This window comes from Kitasatospora setae KM-6054 (genome assembly GCF_000269985.1).
Taxonomy (GTDB): domain Bacteria; phylum Actinomycetota; class Actinomycetes; order Streptomycetales; family Streptomycetaceae; genus Kitasatospora; species Kitasatospora setae.
In genome coordinates, this window is record NC_016109.1 from 3,465,569 (window position 1) to 3,484,042 (window position 18,474).

General features: G+C 75.6%; 13 protein-coding genes. 3 read left to right on the forward strand and 10 right to left on the reverse strand.

From position 1 onward, the window contains the following. Positions 1-2: 2 nt before the first annotated feature. From sucC to KSE_RS15200, 4 genes are all read right to left on the reverse strand, one after another. The gene (gene sucC, locus KSE_RS15185) at positions 3-1,175 is read right to left on the reverse strand and encodes an ADP-forming succinate--CoA ligase subunit beta (protein WP_014136199.1); all 1,173 of its coding nucleotides are present in this window, start codon (positions 1,173-1,175) and stop codon (positions 3-5) included. Positions 1,176-1,529: 354 nt separating this feature from the next. After that, positions 1,530-2,663: a VWA domain-containing protein gene (locus KSE_RS15190; RefSeq protein ID WP_014136200.1), complete on the reverse strand. Its 1,134-nt coding sequence runs from the start codon at positions 2,661-2,663 to the stop codon at positions 1,530-1,532. Between the two features lie 29 nt (positions 2,664-2,692). Further along, the gene (locus tag KSE_RS15195) at positions 2,693-5,143 is read right to left on the reverse strand and encodes a DUF5682 family protein (RefSeq protein ID WP_014136201.1); all 2,451 of its coding nucleotides are present in this window, start codon (positions 5,141-5,143) and stop codon (positions 2,693-2,695) included. After that, a complete protein-coding gene (locus KSE_RS15200; protein WP_014136202.1) occupies positions 5,140-6,273 on the reverse strand; it encodes an ATP-binding protein in 1,134 nt (377 codons plus the stop codon). The genes KSE_RS15195 and KSE_RS15200 overlap by 4 nt, the downstream gene beginning before the upstream one ends. Positions 6,274-6,490: 217 nt before the next feature. On the opposite strand from KSE_RS15200, the gene KSE_RS15205 reads away from it, so the two are divergent. The 3 genes from KSE_RS15205 to KSE_RS15210 all read left to right on the forward strand — a co-directional run bounded on the left by KSE_RS15205 (position 6,491) and on the right by KSE_RS15210 (position 9,769). Beyond that, positions 6,491-7,804, forward strand: a complete 1,314-nt coding sequence (locus KSE_RS15205) for an SWIM zinc finger family protein (protein WP_014136203.1) — start codon at positions 6,491-6,493, stop codon at positions 7,802-7,804. 271 nt (positions 7,805-8,075) lie between these two features. Further along, entirely contained in the window at positions 8,076-8,210 is a 135-nt protein-coding gene (locus KSE_RS45830; protein WP_255518954.1) for a hypothetical protein, read from the forward strand. Beyond that, complete coding sequence (locus tag KSE_RS15210; protein WP_014136205.1) at positions 8,207-9,769, forward strand: DUF5691 domain-containing protein; 1,563 nt, start codon at positions 8,207-8,209, stop codon at positions 9,767-9,769. Before KSE_RS45830 ends, KSE_RS15210 begins: the two co-directional genes overlap by 4 nt. A 65-nt stretch (positions 9,770-9,834) precedes the next feature. Here the strand turns inward: KSE_RS15210 and KSE_RS15215 are convergent, their stop codons facing one another. From KSE_RS15215 to KSE_RS15240, 6 genes are all read right to left on the reverse strand, one after another. Further along, complete coding sequence (locus KSE_RS15215; protein ID WP_014136206.1) at positions 9,835-10,242, reverse strand: cobalamin B12-binding domain-containing protein; 408 nt, start codon at positions 10,240-10,242, stop codon at positions 9,835-9,837. Between the two features lie 160 nt (positions 10,243-10,402). Beyond that, a complete protein-coding gene (gene pcrA, locus KSE_RS15220; protein WP_014136207.1) occupies positions 10,403-13,060 on the reverse strand; it encodes a DNA helicase PcrA in 2,658 nt (885 codons plus the stop codon). A gap of 64 nt (positions 13,061-13,124) precedes the next feature. After that, positions 13,125-14,297 (reverse strand): glycosyltransferase family 39 protein, encoded by a 1,173-nt coding sequence (locus tag KSE_RS15225; RefSeq protein ID WP_014136208.1) that lies wholly within the window; start codon positions 14,295-14,297, stop codon positions 13,125-13,127. A gap of 2 nt (positions 14,298-14,299) precedes the next feature. Then, positions 14,300-15,823 carry a glycosyltransferase family 39 protein gene (locus tag KSE_RS15230; RefSeq protein ID WP_158413056.1) on the reverse strand — a complete coding sequence of 508 codons (1,524 nt, stop codon included), beginning with the start codon at positions 15,821-15,823 and terminating at the stop codon, positions 14,300-14,302. 551 nt (positions 15,824-16,374) lie between these two features. Then, positions 16,375-17,052, reverse strand: a complete 678-nt coding sequence (locus tag KSE_RS15235) for a LuxR C-terminal-related transcriptional regulator (protein ID WP_014136211.1) — start codon at positions 17,050-17,052, stop codon at positions 16,375-16,377. Beyond that, positions 17,045-18,436: an ATP-binding protein gene (locus tag KSE_RS15240; RefSeq protein WP_014136212.1), complete on the reverse strand. Its 1,392-nt coding sequence runs from the start codon at positions 18,434-18,436 to the stop codon at positions 17,045-17,047. Before KSE_RS15240 ends, KSE_RS15235 begins: the two co-directional genes overlap by 8 nt. Positions 18,437-18,474: the final 38 nt, after the last annotated feature.

Here is an 18,474-nt window from a genome sequence, read left to right on the forward strand (position 1 = left end):
CCTTACTTGTTGGCCAGCTCGGCGGCGCGGTCAGCGGCGCCGTCCATGGTGTCCACCTGCTCGACCAGCGGGTGGTTGGCGTCGGTCAGGATCTGGCGACCGAGCTCCGCGTTGTTGCCGTCCAGGCGGACGACCAGCGGCTTGGTGACGGCCTCGCCCTTGCCCTCCAGGAGCGCGAGGGCCTGCACGATGCCGTTGGCGACCGCGTCACAGGCGGTGATGCCGCCGAAGACGTTGACGAAGACCGACTTGACGTCGGTGTCGCCCAGGATGATCTCCAGGCCGTTCGCCATCACCTCGGCGGACGCGCCGCCGCCGATGTCGAGGAAGTTGGCCGGCTTCACGCCGCCGTGGTTCTCACCGGCGTACGCGACGACGTCCAGGGTGCTCATGACGAGGCCCGCGCCGTTGCCGATGATGCCGACCTGGCCGTCGAGCTTGACGTAGTTCAGGCCCTTGGCCTTCGCCGCCGCCTCCAGCGGGTTGGCGGCGGCCTTGTCCTCGAGGGCCTCGTGGTCGGGCTGGCGGAACTCGGCGTTCTCGTCCAGGGAGACCTTGCCGTCGAGCGCGATGATCTTGCCGTCGCCGGACTTGATCAGCGGGTTGACCTCGACCAGGAGGGCGTCCTCCTTGACGAAGACGACCCAGAGCTTCTGCAGGACGTCGGCGACCTGGTCGGCGATCTCGGCCGGGAACTTCGCGGCGGCCACGATCTCGGCGGCCTTCTCCGCGGTCACGCCCTCGTTGGCGTCGACCGGGATCTTGGCGAGCGCGTCCGGGTTCTCCTCGGCCACGACCTCGATCTCCACGCCGCCCTCGACGCTGGCCATCGCCAGGAAGGTGCGGTTGGTGCGGTCGAGCAGGAAGGAGACGTAGTACTCCTCCTGGATGTCCGCGGTCTGGGCCAGCATGACCTTGTGGACGGTGTGGCCCTTGATGTCCATGCCGAGGATCGCCTCGGCCTTGGCCACGACGTCCTGCGGGTCGGACGCGAGCTTCACGCCACCGGCCTTGCCTCGGCCGCCCACCTTCACCTGAGCCTTGACGACGGCTCGGCCGCCGAAGCGCTCCGCGATGGCGGCAGCGTCTGCGGCGGTCTCGATGACATCGCCGTCAAGCACGGGTACACCGTGCTTGGCGAAGAGGTCCCTCGCCTGGTACTCGAACAGGTCCACGTGTTTGTCCTTGTTCGTGGTCGCGGAATGTGTCTCTACGAGCGTGCCACGGCAGGATCTTCGCTGCGGGTCGTCGACACTGAGCGGGTACGCAGATGTACGGCCTTGCGGCCCACGCAGTTGCCGGGCGCATCGTCAATCAACACGCGCGTCACGTCCGCATGGCAGGTTATCTCCGCACGACGGGCGTATTTCGCCCGGGGCCGGGTCGACCTTCGTGAGAACCGTCACAACGGGCCCGCCCCGCCCCGGCCGCGGGCCCCCTCACCAGCGGGGGCGCGCCGACGCGGGCGACGCCTCCGGTTCATCCGTACGGGTGGTGCCGGTCGCTCTTGACTCCCCGGCCCGGCCCGCTCAGCGCGGCTCGGGCACCGGCAGCGGACGCTTCTCGATCGCCGCCGCCATGATGTCCGGGAACGCGTCCGGCGTGCAGGCGAACGCCGGGGCGCCCAGCTCGGCCAGCGCCCGCGCGTGCTCGTGGTCGTAGGCCGGGGCGCCCTCGTCGGACAGCGCCAGCAGCGCGATGAACTGCACCCCCGCGGCCTTCATCGCGGCGACCCGCTTCAGCATCTCGTGCCGGATCCCGCCCTCGTAGAGGTCGCTGATCAGCACCACGACCGTCTCGGACGGCCGGCTGATCCTCGACTGGCAGTACGCCAGCGCCCGGTTGATGTCGGTGCCGCCGCCCAGCTGGGTCGCGAACAGCACGTCCACCGGGTCGGTCAGCTGCTCGGTCAGGTCGACCACCGAGGTGTCGAACACCACCAGCCGGGTGTCCAGGCTCGGCATCGACGCCAGCACCGCGCCGAACACCGCCGAGTGCACCACCGACGGCGCCATCGACCCGGACTGGTCGATGCACAGGATCACGTCCTTCTTCACCGCCCGCTGCGCCCGCGCGTAGCCGACCAGCCGCTCCGGGACGACCGTGCGGTACTCCGGCAGGTACCTCGACAGGTTGGCCCGGATGGTGCGGTCCCAGTCGATGTCCCGGTGCCGGGGGCGGTTCACCCGGGCGCTGCGGTCCAGCGCGCCGCCGACCGTCGAGCGGGTCCGGTCGGCGAGCCGGCGCTCCAGCTCGGCGACCACCTTGCCGACCACCATCCGGGCGGTCTCCCGGGTGGTCTCCGGCAGCGCGTGCTTCAGCGACAGCAGCGTGCCGACCAGGTGGACGTCCGGCTCGACGGCGGCCAGCATCTCCGGCTCCAGCAGCAGCCGGTCCAGGCCGAGCCGGGAGATCGCGTCCTGCTGCATCAGCCGGACCACGCTGGTCGGGAAGTACTCCCGGATGTCCCCCAGCCAGCGCGCCACCTTCGGCGCCGACCCGCCCAGCCCCGCCGAGCGCTTGCCGTCCTCCCGGTACAGCGCCCCGAGCGCGCCGTCCATCGCGGCGTCCCGCCCGGTCAGCCGCACCCCGGTGCCGTCCCCGTCGGCGCCGAGCACCAGCCGCCAGCGGCGCATCCGCTCGTCGTCCTGTCGAACCGTCATGTGTGTGACTCCTAGCGAAGAGGGGCGGCTCAGGCCGTGGCCCGGCGGTCCGGCTGGCGGGGGATCCTCGACTGCGGGATCCGCACCCCCAGCAGCAGCGCCAGCACCCCGGTGGTCGCGTCGGCGCGCTCCCCGTCCAGCGGGGCGGCCGGGGCGGCGGCCGCCCCGGGGGCGCCGAGCGGGCCGGCCGCGACCCGGGAGCCGATGGTGTGGCGGACGCCGGTCTCCAGCGAGGAGAAGGTGCGGCGCAGCACCGGCAGCAGGTCGGTGAAGGCCGCCGGGGGGACCCCGCACAGCCAGTCGTCGAGCAGGCCGAGCAGCGTCGGGTCGTGCAGCAGCAGCGCGCCGCCGCCGGAGACGAAGCCCTCGACCCAGCCGCCGGCGTCGGCCGGCTCGGAGGCGGTGGAGAGCACCAGCCCGAGCCGCCGCCCGGCCTCCTCGGCGTCGAGCCGGCCGTCGTCCAGCAGCAGCCGCACCGCGCGGCCGCGCAGCAGCCCGGGGACGCCGGTGGCGGGGCCGCCGTGCGGTTCGCGGGCGGCGAGCGCGGCCAGCGTGCCGGCCCAGCGCTCGGCGGTGTCGCCGCCGAGCAGGGCGACCGACTGGTGGACGGCGTCGAGCTCGGCCCGGCGGGCGGCCGCGCCGTCCGCGTCGAGGCCGGTGCAGGCGGCGGGCAGGGCGACGCTCAGCCGTTCGGCGAGGCCGTGCGCGACGGCGGTGAGCGCGCTGGTGTCGGTGGCCCGGACGTCGCCGTAGCGCAGCGTGCGGACCAGCGCGGGGAGCGCGGCGGCGAGGTGCCCGGCGTCGGTGTCGAGCGCGGCGCGGTCGACGAGCAGCCGCATCACCTCGGGCAGCGCGTCGGGCAGGTCGGCGAGCAGGCACTGCTCGGCGAGCGCGGTCAGCCCGGTGAGCTCGGCCTCCCGGGCGTCGGCGACCGCCTTGCCGGTGGCGGCGGAGCGCACCGTGGTGCCCCACTGGCCGGCCTCGACCAGCCGGACCGAGAACTCGGGCTCCCAGTTCAGCTGCCAGGTCTCCCGGAAGGTGCCGGTGGAGTTGACGCCGTCCCGGGACGGGCGGCCCCAGTGCAGGCCGAGCAGCCGCAGCCGGTACAGCAGCCGGGAGCGCTCGACGTCGAGCTCCTTGCGCAGGTCGAGGACGAGGTCGCGGGGCGCGGCCTCCGGCTTGAGCCGCAGGGTGCGCTGCAGCCGGGCCAGGTCGCGCTGGAGCGGCACGGCGGGCACCGTGTCGGGGACCTCGCCGAGCGCGTCGCCGACCACCAGCCGTTCGCGGACCAGCGCGAGCGCGACGTCCGAGCCGTCGCACATCACGGCGCGCACCGCATCCAGGGTCTCGGTGAGGCCGGGCAGCGGGCGGCCGCGCACCGCGGCGAGGGTCTCGGCGAGCCGGACCGCCTCGATGACGTGCGCGGAGGAGACCGGGTGGTCCTCGGCGCGGAGCAGCTCGGCGACCCGGGTCATCCAGCGGGCGAGCGGCTGCCCGGGGGCGGTGAACAGGTGGTGGTACCAGCCGGGCGAGTCGATGCCCGCGCCGTAGCCGGTGTGCTGGGAGAGCCGGCGGTGCGTCCACGGCACCCAGGTCAGCTCGGTCCTGAGCTTCCTGGGCAGGTCGGCGAGCAGCGCCCGGTCGTGCGCGACGGTCGGCATCGCGGCGAGCGCGGGAACGTGCCAGGCGCCGCAGACCACGGCGATCCGCCGGTACCCGGCCCGGCGGGCGGCCCGCAGCTGCTGGCGCATCGCCGCCTCGCGGACCAGGTCGCGCCGCTCGGCCGGGTGGTGCTCGCGCAGGGCGGCCATCGCCTCGGCGAGCGCGGCGAACGGGGCCAGCGGGTCGCCGCCGGGGGCGCGGTGCTCGATCACGTCCTCCCACCAGGTCTCCGGGTCGGTGTGCCCGGCGGCGGCGGCGAGTTCGGCGATCGGGTCGACCGGGACGACCGGGACGGGCCCGGAAGTGCCCCCCGGCACTCCGGACCCCGCCCGCTCCCCCTCCCCCTCTGATGCGCCGTCAGCCCCGGACGTGTCGCCGTCCCCGGTAACGATCGGGTCGCCGTCCGAGCCGTCCGAACCGTCCGCGCCGTCCTGGTCGGCCGCGCCCTCGCCGCGCGGGCCGAGCGCGAGGCTCTGCGCGGCGGGCAGGTCGATGAACCGGACGGGCACCTGGGCGTCCAGCGCGTGGCGCAGCGCGACCCACTCGGGCGAGAACTCGGCGAACGGCCAGAACGCGGCCCGGGCCGGGTCGTCGGTGACGTGGGCGAGCAGCGCGACCGGCGGCACCATGTCCTTCCCGGCGGCGGCCGCGACCAGCGCGTCGGCCTCCGGCGGGCCCTCGATCAGCACCGCGTCGGGGCGCAGCGCGGCCAGCGCGGCGGCGACCGCGCGGGCCGAGCCGGGGCCGTGGTGGCGCACCCCGAGCAGCGTCACCCCGGCGGCCCCCGCCCCGGCGGTTCCCGAGGTCTCGGCGCTCACGCGGAGACCTCCCGGGCGGCCCGGTAGAAGTCCTTCCAGCCCTCGCGGTCGCGGACCACGCCCTCCACGTACTCGCGCCACACCTGCCGGTCGGCGACCGGGTCGCGGACCACGGCGCCGACGATGCCGTCCGCGACGTCGCCCGCGCGCAGCACGCCGTCGCCGAAGTGGGCGGCGAGGGCGAGGCCGTTGGTGACCACGGAGATCGCCTCGGCAGTGGAGAGCGTGCCGCTGGGGGTCTTCACCTTCGTCCGCCCGTCGGCGGTCAGGCCGCCGCGCAGCTCGCGGAAGACCGTCACCACGCGGCGGATCTCCTCGGCGCCGCCGGGCAGTTCGGGCAGGTCGAGGGAGCGGCCGAGCTGGCCGACCCGGCGGGTGACGATCTCGACCTCCTCCTCCAGGGTGGCGGGCAGCGGCAGCACCACGGTGTTGAAGCGGCGGCGCAGCGCGGAGGACAGCTCGTTGACGCCGCGGTCGCGGTCGTTCGCGGTGGCGATCACGTTGAAGCCGCGGACCGCCTGCACCTCGGAGCCCAGCTCGGGCACCGGCAGGGTCTTCTCGGACAGGATGGTGATCAGGCTGTCCTGGACGTCGGCCGGGATGCGGGTGAGCTCCTCGACCCGGGCGATCCGGCCGTCCCGCATCGCGCGCATCAGCGGGGACGGCACCAGCGCGTCCTCGCTGGGGCCGTGGGCGAGCAGCTGGGCGTAGTTCCAGCCGTAGCGGACGGCCTCCTCGGGGGTGCCGGCGGTGCCCTGGACGAGGAGCGTGGAGTCGCCGGAGATCGCCGCCGCGAGGTGCTCGGAGACCCAGGTCTTGGCGGTGCCGGGCACGCCGAGCAGCAGCAGCGCCCGGTCGGTGGCCAGCGTCGTGACGGCCACCTCGATCACCCGGCGCGGCCCGATGTACTTCGGCGTGATCACCGTGCCGTCGGCGAGCTCGCCGCCCAGCAGGTAGGTGGCGACCGCCCACGGCGACAGCCGCCAGCGCTCCGGCCTGGCCCGGTCGTCGTGCCGGGCGAGGGCGGCCAGCTCCTCGGCGAACGCGTCCTCGGCGTGCTGCCGCAGGACCTCGCCGGCCGTCTCGCCGACCTTCTCGCCGGCCGTCTCGGTGGTCGTCTCGGTGGTCATCGACTGCTCCGATCTCACGGGACGTCAGAACGCCGCGCACGGAGGCGCGAAGAAGTGGTGGCACGGGCACTGACCTGGGAGGACGCACTCCCGTTCGCCCCGTACGACCTCCACTCTGCCGCCCGCCACTGACAACCGACCCGGCGTCAGCCGGCCGCCGGGGCGGCCCGGCCCGACGGTCCGCCGACTGTCAGTGCCGCCTCCTAGCGTCGTGGCCATGGAGGAACGCTGGAGCACCGAACACGTCCTTTCGCTGGCGCCCGATCCGGCTTCCCTGAAGGCTGCGGGCAAGCTCTCCGGCCCGGCCCCCTGGTCGGCGACCGGCACCGGGCGGGGCGCGCTGTGGGGCCTGTGCAAGGGCAGCGGCTCCACCCCGTACCGGACGGCGGTGGAGCTCGGGACGCCCGCGTACAAGTGCAGTTGCCCGAGCCGGAAGTTCCCGTGCAAGCACGCCCTCGGGCTGCTCCTGCTGTGGGCCTCCGGCCCGGAGGCGGTCGCCGCCGGCGCCACCCCGCCGGACTGGGTCGGCGAGTGGCTGGACGGCCGGAGCCGGAGCGCCGCCGACCAGGCCGCCAAGCAGCGGGCGCGGGCCGCCGAGGCCGATCCGGAGGCGGCCCGGAAGCGGGCCGCGAAGCGCGCCGCCCGGGTCGCGGGCGGCGCCCGCGAGCTGCGGCTGCGGCTGGCCGACGGCGTGCGCCGCGGCCTGGCCGACCCGGCGCCGGACGGCGCCTGGGAGGAGGTCGCCGCCCGCATGGTCGACGCCCAGGCCCCCGGCCTGGCCGCCCGGGTCCGGACGCTGGCCGAGGCCCCGCAGGACGAACTGCTGGAGGAGTACGCGATGCTGCACCTGCTGGCCGGCGCCTACGGCCGGATCGACACCCTGCCCGAGGCCCTCGCGGCGACCGTCCGCACCCGGGTCGGCTTCACCACCGACACCGCCGAGCTGCTGGCCGGCCCGACCGTCCGGGACCGCTGGCACGTCCTGGGCAGCCGGGACACCGCGGACGACCGGCTGACCACCCGCCGGGTCTGGCTGCGCGGCGCGAAGACCGGACGGCACGCCCTGCTGCTCGCCTTCGGCCGCCCCGGCCAGGCCCCCGACCTCGCGCTGCCCACCGGCCGCCTGCTGGAGGCCGACCTGGCCTACCACCCGGGCGCCCGCCCGCTGCGGGCCGTCCTGGGCACCCGCTACGGCGCCCCGGAGCCCGCCCCGGCCGTCGCGCCGGCCGGCCTGACGCCCGCCGGGGCGCTGGCCGAGTACGGCGCCGCCGTCGCCGAGGACCCGTGGCTGGACGGCTGGCCGACCGTGCTGGCCGACGTCGTCCCGGTCCGCACGCCGGACGGCTGGCAGCTCACCGACGGCACCCACACCCTCCCGGTGCGCCGCGGCGCGCTGCCCGAGCCGGCCCTGTGGCGGCTCGCCGCGGTCTCGGCCGGCCACCCCGTCACCCTGTTCGGCGAGTGCGGCCACCGCGGCTTCGCCCCCGTCACCGCCTGGGACGCCGACCACCGGGCCGTCGCGCTCGGCTGACCCGCCGACCCGTCAGCCCGCCCACCAGCCCGTCAGCCCGCCTGACCACCAGCCCGCCTGACCAGCCGAATCCGCCGACCCACCGACCCACCGGCCCGCCGCGTCAACCCGGTGGCCGTCCCGCCCCGCGTCCGGCCGCACACCGCCCGCCGGGCCGTCCTCGTTGACGCCCCGGGGGCGCCGCCCGCTCCCTGCCCGCACCGCCCGCACCATCCGACGGTCCAGGACGCTCCCCGGCGCCCCTGACACGCCGTCAACCGGAGGAAACACCATGACCCGCATCCGGCCGCGCGCCGCCGTCCGCCGCATCACCCTGCACCACGCCGCCCGCCGGGCCGCCCTGGCCAGCGGCTGGGGCCGCCGCCACCGCACCGCCGCCCACCGGCCGAACGGAGACCGGGCATGACCGCGCCCGCGCTCGCCCCCGCCGACGGCTGGGCCGACCTGCAGGGCGCCGCCCTGCTCGGCACCGACCGCCGCCCGCTGCCCGAGCCGGACGGCCCGCTGGCGGCCGGCCTGGACCGCACCGATCCGGCCGCCGCGCTGCTCGACCTGGCCGCCGTCGCCACCGTCCGCCGCCGGGCGGGCGCGCTGCCCGCCCCGGCCGTCGAGGCGCCCGCGCCCGCCCCGGCCGACCCGCGCCCCGCGCTGCCCGAGAACGCGGCCCGCCGGCTGGCCGTCCTGCTCGGCACCCGCGGCGGCCAGGGCAGCACCGCGAACCTGGCCGAGCTGCTCCCGCAGTGGCTGGCCACCGCCCGCGGCCGGGGCTACCGGCTGCCGCCCGCCCTCGTCCCGGCGCTGCTGGACACCGCCCGGGCCCGCTCCGAGCTGCGGGCCGACGCGGTCGCGCTGGCCGGCCCGCTCGGCCGCTGGCTGGCCGCGCACAACCCGGACTGGAAGTACGTCACGCGCACCGCGGACGACCGCGAACTGCTCGACCAGCCCGGTGAACTCCTTTGGCAGGAGGGCCTGTTCGCGGAGCGCGTGACCCACCTGGGCCGGCTCCGGCGGACCGACCCGGCGGCCGGCCTGGCGCTGCTCGCCTCCACCTGGAGCACCGAGCGGGCCGAGGACCGGGTGCTGTTCCTCGACTCGCTGCAGGACGGGCTCTCCCCGGCGGACGAGGACTTCCTGGAGGCGGCGCTCTCCGACCGCTCCAAGAACGTCCGGGCCACCGCCGCCGAACTCCTCTCCACCCTGCCCGGCTCCGCCCTCGCCGCCCGGATGGCGGCCCGCGCCCGCGCCGCCGTCCGCCCCGACGGCGACCGGCTGCGCGTCACCCCGCCGACCGCCTGCGACGCCGCCATGCAGCGCGACGGCATACCGCCCAAGTCGCCCACCGGGCGCGGCGAGCGGGCCTGGTGGTTCGGCGAGGTGGTGGCCGCGGCCCCGCTCGCGCTGTGGACCGCCGACACCGGCCTGACCCCCGAGCGGCTGCTCGCCCTGCCCACGGTCGACTCGCCGGACGGCGACGGCGCCGAGTGGGCCGAGGACCTGCGCGAGGGCTGGGCCCGCGCCGCCGTCCGCCAGCAGGACGCCGCCTGGGCCCGCGCCCTGCTCGGCGCCCCGCCCCGGCCGGGGCGCGAGACCCGCACCCCGGGCGCCCCGGCCAAGCTGCTGGCCGTCCTGCCGCCCGCCGAACGGGCCGCCTGGACGGCCGCGTTCGTCCAGACCCACGGCCTCGGCGACGCCTTCCAACTGCTCGGCGCCTGCGCCACGCCCTGGACGCCGCCGCTCTCCACCGCCGTCGTCGCCGCGCTCAAGCGCGCCGCCGAGCTCGGCTCCTACCCGTGGAGCCACAGCGGCGTCCTCGGCATGACCGAGCGCGCCCTCGCCCCCGAGACCGCCCCCGCCGTCGAGGCGCTGGCCGCCGACACCTCGCCGGACACCGCCTGGTCCGACACCTTCACCCGGCTCGCCGGAACGCTCCGCTTCCGCCAGGCGATGCTCGCCGAGCTGGCCTGAGCGGACGCGCGGGGGCCCGGCGGGGGCGGACGGTTCCGCTCCCGCCGGGCCCCCGGCGGCGCGCCTCAGCTGGCGGTGCGCAGGTTGCTCTCGACCCAGCTCACCACGTCCTGGGTGGACGTCCCCGGCGTGAAGATGTCGGCGACGCCGAGGGCCTTCAGCTCGGTGATGTCCGCGTCCGGGATGATCCCGCCGCAGAAGACCTTGATGTCGGCGGCGTCGCGCTCCTTGAGGAGTTCGATGACCTTGGCGCAGAGGGTCATGTGCGCGCCCGAGAGGATGGACAGGCCGATGCCGTCCGCGTCCTCCTGGATCGCCGTGTCGACGATCTGCTCGGGGGTCTGGTGGAGGCCGGTGTAGATGACCTCCATGCCGGCGTCGCGCAGGGCCCGCGCGATGACCTTGGCGCCCCGGTCGTGCCCGTCGAGCCCGGGCTTGGCGACCACGACTCGGATCGGCCCCGACACCACCATGACTGCCTCCTGGACCACGTTGTCCACCACCCGGCCGACCTGGTCGCGGGCTGCGGTGTTAACCACTTTTAACAGATCTGAGGGGAGGGTAGCCGCCCGGCGGGGCCGCCACCCTCCCCGACTGTCGAGAGAGGGCAAAATCACAACGCGCGGGCCGCCGTCAGAGCTTCTCGACGGGGGCGTAGCGCAGCAGCAGCTCCTTGCGCCCGGCGGAGCCGAAGTCGACGGTGGCGCGGGCCTTGTCGCCGACGCCCTGGGTGGCGACGACGGTGCCGAGGCCGAAGCTGTCGTGGCTGACCCGGTCGCCGACGGCAAGCGCGACGACCTCCCGGTCGGTGACCGTCCGCGCGGACTTGCCCCAGCCGGCCTTCGGCGAGGCCGCCGCCGAGTACCCGGAGTTCCGCGCGGAGCCCGAGCCCGACCCGGCGGACGAGAACGAGGACGAGTAGCCGCGGGAGACCGGCACCGCCGCGGCGCCGGTCCGCTTCCACTCGATCAGCTTCTCGGGGATCTCCTCCAGGAAGCGCGAGGCCGGGTTGTAGGAGGGCTGCCCCCAGGCGCTGCGCAGCACCGAGCGGGTCAGGTAGAGGCGCTGCCGGGCGCGGGTGAGGCCGACGTAGGCGAGCCGGCGCTCCTCCTCCAGCTCCTTGACCTTGTCGAGGGCCCGCATGTGCGGGAAGATCCCGTCCTCCATGCCGGTGAGGAAGACGACCGGGAACTCCAGGCCCTTGGCGGTGTGCAGGGTCATCATCGTGATGACACCGCTGCCGTCCTCGTCGTCCGGGATCTGGTCGGAGTCGGCGACCAGCGCGACCCGCTCCAGGAAGTCGGCGAGCGAGCCGACCGGCGGCCCCTCGTCGCCCTCGGGGCGCTCGCCGGGGTCCTTCTCGTACTCGAGGGCGACCGAGGCGAGCTCCTGGAGGTTCTCCACCCGGGTCTCGTCCTGCGGGTCGGTGGAGGACTGCAGTTCGGCGAGGTAGCCGGTCTCCTCCAGGACGGCCTCCAGCACGGCGGCCGGCCCGGCGCCGGACTCGACGACCTGGCGCAGCCCGGCCAGCAGCTCGTTGAACTTCTTCACGGCGTTGGCGGAGCGCGCGGCCATCCCGTACGCCTCGTCGACCCGGCGCAGCGCGGCGGCGAAGGAGATCCGCTCGCGGGAGGCGAGGGCGTCGATCATCGCCTCGGCGCGTTCGCCGATGCCGCGCTTGGGGACGTTCAGGATCCGGCGCAGCGGGACGGTGTCCTCCGGGTTGGAGAGCACCCGCAGGTAGGCCAGGACGTCCTTGACCTCCTTGCGCTCGTAGAAGCGGACGCCGCCGACGACCTTGTAGGGCAGGCCGACCCGGATGAACACCTCCTCGAAGACCCGGGACTGCGCGTTGGTGCGGTAGAAGATCGCGACGTCGCCGGGCCGGGCGTGGCCGCCGTCGGTGAGGCGGTCGATCTCCTCGGCGATGAACTGGGCCTCGCCGTGCTCGTCGTCGGCGACGTAGCCGACGACCTGCTCGCCCTGGTCGCCGGCGGTCCAGAGGTTCTTCTTGCGGCGGTTGGTGTTGCGTTCGATGACCGAGTTCGCGGCGGTGAGGATGGTCTGGGTGGAGCGGTAGTTCTGCTCCAGCAGGATCGTCGTCGCGTTCGGGTAGTCCTCCTCGAACTGGAGGATGTTGCGGATCGTCGCGCCGCGGAAGGCGTAGATCGACTGGTCGGCGTCGCCGACCACGCACAGCTCGGCGGGCGGCAGCTGGGCGAGCTGCGCCTCGGCGGGGTTGACGTACTCGCCGTCGGCGGTCATCCGGGGGGCCTGCCCGGCGGAGCCGCCGGAGAGCTCGCGGACCAGCGTGTACTGGGCGTGGTTGGTGTCCTGGTACTCGTCGACCAGGATGTGCCGGAACCGGCGCCGGTAGTGCTCGGCGACGGCCGGGAACGCCTGCAGCAGGTTGACGGTGGCCATGATGATGTCGTCGAAGTCGAGCGCGTTGGCCTCGCGCAGCCGCCGCTGGTAGAGGAAGTACGCCTCGGCGAGCTTCTTCTCGGTCGGGTTGCTCGCCTGGTCGGCGTAGGTCTCCTCGTCGATCAGCTCGTTCTTCAGGTTGCTGATCTTCGAGGTGAAGGACTTCGGCGGGAACTGCTTGGGGTCGAGGTCCAGGTCGCGGCAGACCAGGGCCATCAGGCGCTGCGAGTCGGCCGAGTCGTAGATCGAGAAGCTGGAGTTCATGCCCAGCTGCTTGGCCTCGCGGCGCAGGATCCGCACGCACGCGCTGTGGAAGGTGGAGACCCACATCGCCTTGGCGCGCGGGCCGACCAGCGCCTCGACGCGCTCGCGCATCTCGCCGGCGGCCTTGTTGGTGAAGGTGATCGCCAGGATCTCGCCGGGCTGCACGCCGCGCGCGGCCAGCAGGTGGGCGATCCGGTGGGTGAGCACCCGGGTCTTGCCGGAGCCGGCGCCGGCCACGATCAGCAGCGGCGAGCCGGCGTGCAGCACGGCCTCGCGCTGCGGGTCGTTCATGCCCTCCAGCAGCTGCGCCGGGTCGACGACGGTGCGGGCCGCGCCGTTGCGGTGCCAGGCGTCGCGCTCGGCCTCGGCGGCGTGGTCGGTGGCGAACAGCCCGTCGGGGATCTCCTCCTCGCCGTGCCCGCCGTCGTACGGGGCGCCGTCGTACGGGGCGTCGTACGGCTCGTCGTACGGCTCGTCGTACGGCTCGTCCGGCGGGGGCGGCGCCTCCTCCTCCGACCACTGCCGGTCTGCGGGGCGGGGGCTCGACCCGACGGCGGGGCGCTCGAAGCCGGGGAGCGGGAGGTCATCGAAGAGGCTACTCATGGCCCTTCGAGTCTATGGCCCGCCGCCGACATCGCGGGCCCGTCCGCGAACCCCGGGGCGGCCGCTACGGGGCGTCGGGGTAGACGAAGGCGACGTAGCCGCCGTACGCCGCCGAGACCAGCGCGGCCGCGCCGAGCAGCACGGCGGGCACCGCGGCGCCGCGGGCCCGGGCCAGGCCGGCGGCGACCGGCAGCAGCAGGCCGAAGGCGGGCAGCAGGAAGCGGGAGCGGGAGTTGAAGTAGGCGGCGTCGCCGAGGGCCAGCGCCAGCATCGCGGCGCTGTAGAGCAGCAGCACCGGCGGCTGGCGCTGGACCGCCGACAGCACCAGCAGCACCACCGCGGCGAGCAGGGTCGCGGCGGCGACCGCGTCGACCAGCCAGACCGGCTGGGCGACGGTCAGCAGCCGGCGGAAGGACTCCAGCGTGGAACGGCCGAAGTCGAAGTGCGACTGCCAGGCGTCCTGGACCCGGAAGTAGCCGTCCCAGCGGCCCTTGCGCCGGCCGACCCAGGCGATGAAGCCGACCGAGCCGAGCGGGGCGAGCAGCGCCCCGGCCAGGGCCCGCGGGTTCCGGTGCCGGAGCAGGTCGAGCAGCGCGGCCGCGCAGACGGCCAGCGCGAGGGCCGGTCCGGTCGGCCGGGTCAGCCCGGCGCAGCCGGTCAGCACCCCGGCCCAGACCCAGCGGCGGCGCAGCGCGGCGTGCACCGCCCAGGCCGCGAAGGCGGTGAACAGCGCCTCCGAGTAGGCGGCGCTCTCCACCACGGCGTACGGCAGGACGCCCCACAGCACGGCCGCCAGCACCCCGACCCGGTCCCCGTACAGCCGGGCGGCGACCGCGAAGATCCCCCACGCCGCGGCCAGCGACGCCGCCCAGGCCACCGCGAGGGCCGCGGCGCCGACCGGCAGCAGCAGCGCGAGCAGGCGCACCGGCAGCGGGTAGCCGGGGAAGAACGCGTACGGCTCGTAGGCGCCGTACGGGCCGGGGACGGGCGCGGTGCCCGCGTAGCCGTGCAGGGCGATCTGCCGGTACCAGTAGGCGTCCCACATGCCGCCGAGCCGGCGCAGCCCGCCGGGGTCGCGGTGCGCGCCCCACAGGACGACCACCAGCACGCCGAGCGCGCGGACGGCCGCGTAGCCGAGCAGCGCGGCGCGGGCGGCCCGGCGCGGCGGGCGGAGGGCGCGGCGGCGGCCGGGCGCGGCGGCGGGCTCGGGGCCCGGCCCGGTCAGGACGCGGGCCACGGTCAGCGCTCCAGCAGGGTGACGGTGACGCCCTTGAGCCGGGTGACGGCGGCCTTCGGGAAGGCCGCCCGGAGAGCGGCGGCCTCGGCCGGGTCGAAGCCCGCGTACGGGTCGCCGGTGCCGGGGGTGACCACCCAGACCCGCGGGACGCCGACGAGGGCGGCGGCCGGGTCGTCGGTCAGCAGCGGGTAGAGGTCGCCGCGGTCGGCGGCGGACTCGGTGACGAAGACGTCGTCGAGCCGGACCCGCTCGGGCAGGTAGACGTCGAGCGCGGTGGGGACGTCGGCGAAGACCGCCCGCCCGTACCGCAGCGGCGCGACGCCGTCACCCGGCCGGTAGCCGTCGGCGATCAGCGCGGCCGCGGCCGCGCCGTCCCACCGGGTGTGCGAGTAGCGCTGGCGGATGTCGCGCTGGTCCTGCACGCCGAGCAGCAGCACCGCCGCCAGGCCCGCCGCCGCGAGCCACCGGGGCCGCAGCGCGGCCAGCCCGGCCCCGGCCAGCACCGCCCAGGCGGGCAGCGTGAAGAGCAGGTAGCGGTCCAGGAAGTACGAGGTGCCGCCCTGCGAGGCGCACCACAGCAGCGGCACCGGCAGGACCGCGACCAGCCCGATCTCGCCGGCCGGCCGCCGCCCGGCCGGCCAGGCCAGCGGCAGCGCGGCGAACGCCGCCACCAACAAGCTGACCCAGGCCGAGCCGTACAGGCCCCGCCACATCGTCTCGGCGACGTACGGCAGGTCGGGCCGGGCCAGCCAGCCGAGCTGCCGGGCCACCTGCCGCTGCCCGAGCACGATCAGCGGCACCAGCGGCAGCAGCGCGCCGGCCGCGGCCAGCGGGTAGCCGACCAGCACGCCGCGCGCCCGGCCGGTCCACCAGCGCCACCCGGCCACCGCCGCGTGCGGGGCCAGCAGCACCAGCGCCAGCACGTGGAACAGCCCGGTGGCGAACAGCGCCGCCCCGTACGCCGCCCAGCGCCCCCCGGTGGGCCGGTCCAGCGCGCGCAGCAGGAGCAGCGTCGCGAGCGCGGCGAACAGCACCGCGAACGCGTAGCCGCGGACCTCCTGCCCGTACCGGGAGACCGCCGGGACGAGCGCGAACAGCAGCCCGGCGACCAGACCCGCGACCGGGCCGAACAGCCGGCGGCCGATCAGCGCGACCAGGGCGGCGGCGCCGGCCATCGCCAGCGCGGAGGGCGTCCGCAGCACGCCCGGCGCGTGCCCGAACGCCTCGGACCAGTAGTGGATCAGCAGGTAGTAGGCGCCGGTGACGGCGTCCAGGTTCGCCAGCAGCTGGAAGATCCGCCCCGGCGCGCGGGCCGCCGCGTTCCAGCTCGCCAGCTCGTCGTCCCAGAGCAGCGGCCGCCCGATCCCGCGCAGGCAGTACAGCAGCGTCAGCAGCGCGGGCCACAGCCACACCACCCGGTACGCCAGCGCCCCCGCCGCCCGCAGCCGCCCCCGCCGCGCCCCGGCCCCCGGCTCCGGCCCGGCACCCTCACGGGAGGCCGGACCGCTCTCCGCACCGACGGTCATCCGGCGCGGCCGAGAAGCCGGGCCGGAAGACGGCGCGTTCGCGTAGGCAGCACGCCCCCATCGAAACCACCCATCACCCACCCGGACGGCACGCCACGCCGCCCATTCACCCGACCGGACCAACCCCTCCCCCACGGCACAGCCGGGGAACGGCGAACCCCAGCCACTGCGAGGCCCCATCCAGGGGCCCGGCGAACGACGAGCTCAAGCCACTGCGAGGCCCCATTCAGGGGCCCGGGGAACGGCGGGCTCAAGCTGCTGCACGCCGGAGCCCACCGGAAAGCCCGTGCTGCTTCGGGCCGAGAACCGCACCCCGAACCGACGGAACCCTCCCCGCCGACCCCCGCCGCCCCAACCCCCGGACCCGCCGCCCCCGGACCTACCGGCCCGCCGGCCCCGAGGCTCTCAGACCAGCCGCCGCGCCGTCGCCCACCAGGTCAGCTCGTGCCGGTTGGAGAGCTGGAGCTTGCGCAGCACCGCCGAGACGCGGCTCTCGACGCCCCCCACCCCCGGACCCACCGGACCCACCGGGCCCGCCGGCCCCGAGGCTCTCAGACCAGCCGCCGCGCCGTCGCCCACCGGGTCAGCTCGTGCCGGTTGGAGAGCTGGAGCTTGCGCAGCACCGCCGAGACGTGGCTCTCGACCGTCTTGACCGAGATGAACAGTTGCTTGGCGATCTCCTTGTAGGCGTAGCCGCGGGCGATCAGCCGCAGCACCTCGCGCTCGCGCTGGGTGAGCCGGTCGAGGTCCTCGTCGACGGGCGGGGTGTCGGTGGCGGCGAAGGCGTCGAGGACGAAGCCGGCGAGTCGGGGGGAGAAGACCGCGTCGCCGTCGGCGATCCGGAAGATCGCCTTGACCAGGTCGGTGCCGGTGATGGTCTTGGTGACGTAGCCGCGGGCGCCGCCGCGGATCACGCCGATGACGTCCTCGGCGGCGTCCGAGACGGAGAGCGCGAGGAAGCGCACGCCGTCGGCGCCGGCCGAGCGGCGCAGCACTTCGACGCCGCCGCCGCCGGGCAGGTGGACGTCGAGGAGCACCACGTCGGGCTTGGTCTCGGCGACCACCCGGACCGCGGATTCGACGTCGTCGGCCTCGCCGACCACGTCGATGCCGGTCTCGTCGGTGCGCCCGATCTCGGCGCGCACGCCGGTGCGGAACATCCGGTGGTCGTCGACCAGCACGACCCGGGCCCGCCTGCCGGGTGCCGCCTCTGACGCTGCGTCAGTCATCTGCCGCCCTCTCCATCTCCAGCTCGACCTCGGTCCCGCCGTCCGGCGCGGGCCGCACCCGCGCGGTGCCGCCGTTGCGCCGCATCCGGCCGATGATCGATTCGCGTACGCCCATGCGGTCCTCGGGGAGGTCGTCGGGGTCGAAGCCGGGGCCGTGGTCGCGGACGAACACCGACACCGTCCTCCCCTCCACCTCCGCGTAGACCTGGACCGGTCCACCGCCACCGTACTTGGCGGCGTTCACCATGGCTTCCCTGGCCGCCTTCATCTGCGAGGCGATCTTCTCGTCCATCGGGCAGTCGCCGACGCAGACCAGTTCGAGGTGGACGCCGTGCCGGTCCTCGACCTCGGCGACGATCGCCCGCAGGTGCTCGGCGAGGGTGTCGGGGGCGTCCTCGGCGGCGGCCTCGGGGCGGTAGAGCCACAGCCGCAGTTCGCGTTCCTGGGCGCGGGCGAGGCGGAGCACCTCCTTGGGGTCCTCGGCCCGGCGCTGGATCAGGGTGAGGGTGTGCAGCACCGAGTCGTGGACGTGCGCGGCGATCTCGGCGCGTTCCTGGGCGCGGATCCGGGCGGTGCGCTCGGCGCCGAGGTCCTGCCACATCCGCAGCATCGACGGGCCGCCGAGGACCAGCACGCCGGCCACCACGGCCAGCGAGGACTCGACGACCAGCGCGAGCGGCGAGCCGACGCCCTGGGTGACGAAGTAGCCGATGATGCCCGCCACGACCAGCAGCACGCCGGCCAGCACCCGCAGGTAGGCGCCCTTGCGGCTGCCCGGCTCCAGGCCGAACCAGCTCTGCCAGCGCGAGTCGTCGGCCTGCCGCCAGACCAGCGCGACGCCGATGCCGACCGCGAGCAGCGGCCACACGTACGGCTTGGCGGTCTGGATGCCGAGCGCGGACAGCAGCGCCATCACGCCGATGACCAGCGCGATCAGCGCGAACAGCTGGCCCATGCTGCCGGCCCGGCCGCGGCCCCCGACACCGACACCACCCGGGACGGCGGCGGCGTCGGTGTCGGGGGCGCCGTCGTCGCCGTGGAAGGTGCGCTCCAGCAGTTCGCGCAGCCGGCCGAACCGGCCGGGGCCGGCCTCGGCGTGGCGGCGGGCCGGGCGGTCGGCACCGGGGGCGGCCTGGTTGATGCCGAGCGGCACCACGACCCAGAACGCGGCGTACAGCAGGCTGCCGATGCCCTGCGAGAAGAACAGCACGGTGAACGCCAGCCGCACCCAGGTGACGGGCACGCCGAGGTGGGTGGCCAGGCCCTGGCAGACGCCGCCGAGGATCCGGCCGTGCGGGCTGCGGTAGAGCCGCCGGTAGGGCGGCGCGCCGGCCGGCGCCTCGGTCGGGGCGGGTTCGGTGGTTCTGGTCTCGGGAGCGGCCACGGCACCGATGGTGGCAGGTGCCGGCGCGGCGGCGCATC

What these genes read in the sequence shown, in the direction of transcription:
- KSE_RS15235 (WP_014136211.1), bottom strand. Translation starts at nt 17,052, where the DNA reads ATGACTGACGCAGCGTCAGAGGCGGCACCCGGCAGGCGGGCCCGGGTC.
- KSE_RS15205 (WP_014136203.1), top strand. Translation starts at nt 6,491, where the DNA reads ATGGAGGAACGCTGGAGCACCGAACACGTCCTTTCGCTGGCGCCCGAT.
- KSE_RS45830 (WP_255518954.1), top strand. Translation starts at nt 8,076, where the DNA reads ATGACCCGCATCCGGCCGCGCGCCGCCGTCCGCCGCATCACCCTGCAC.
- pcrA (WP_014136207.1), bottom strand. Translation starts at nt 13,060, where the DNA reads ATGAGTAGCCTCTTCGATGACCTCCCGCTCCCCGGCTTCGAGCGCCCC.
- KSE_RS15200 (WP_014136202.1), bottom strand. Translation starts at nt 6,273, where the DNA reads ATGACCACCGAGACGACCACCGAGACGGCCGGCGAGAAGGTCGGCGAG.
- KSE_RS15215 (WP_014136206.1), bottom strand. Translation starts at nt 10,242, where the DNA reads ATGGTGGTGTCGGGGCCGATCCGAGTCGTGGTCGCCAAGCCCGGGCTC.
- KSE_RS15230 (WP_158413056.1), bottom strand. Translation starts at nt 15,823, where the DNA reads ATGACCGTCGGTGCGGAGAGCGGTCCGGCCTCCCGTGAGGGTGCCGGG.
- KSE_RS15210 (WP_014136205.1), top strand. Translation starts at nt 8,207, where the DNA reads ATGACCGCGCCCGCGCTCGCCCCCGCCGACGGCTGGGCCGACCTGCAG.
- KSE_RS15190 (WP_014136200.1), bottom strand. Translation starts at nt 2,663, where the DNA reads ATGACGGTTCGACAGGACGACGAGCGGATGCGCCGCTGGCGGCTGGTG.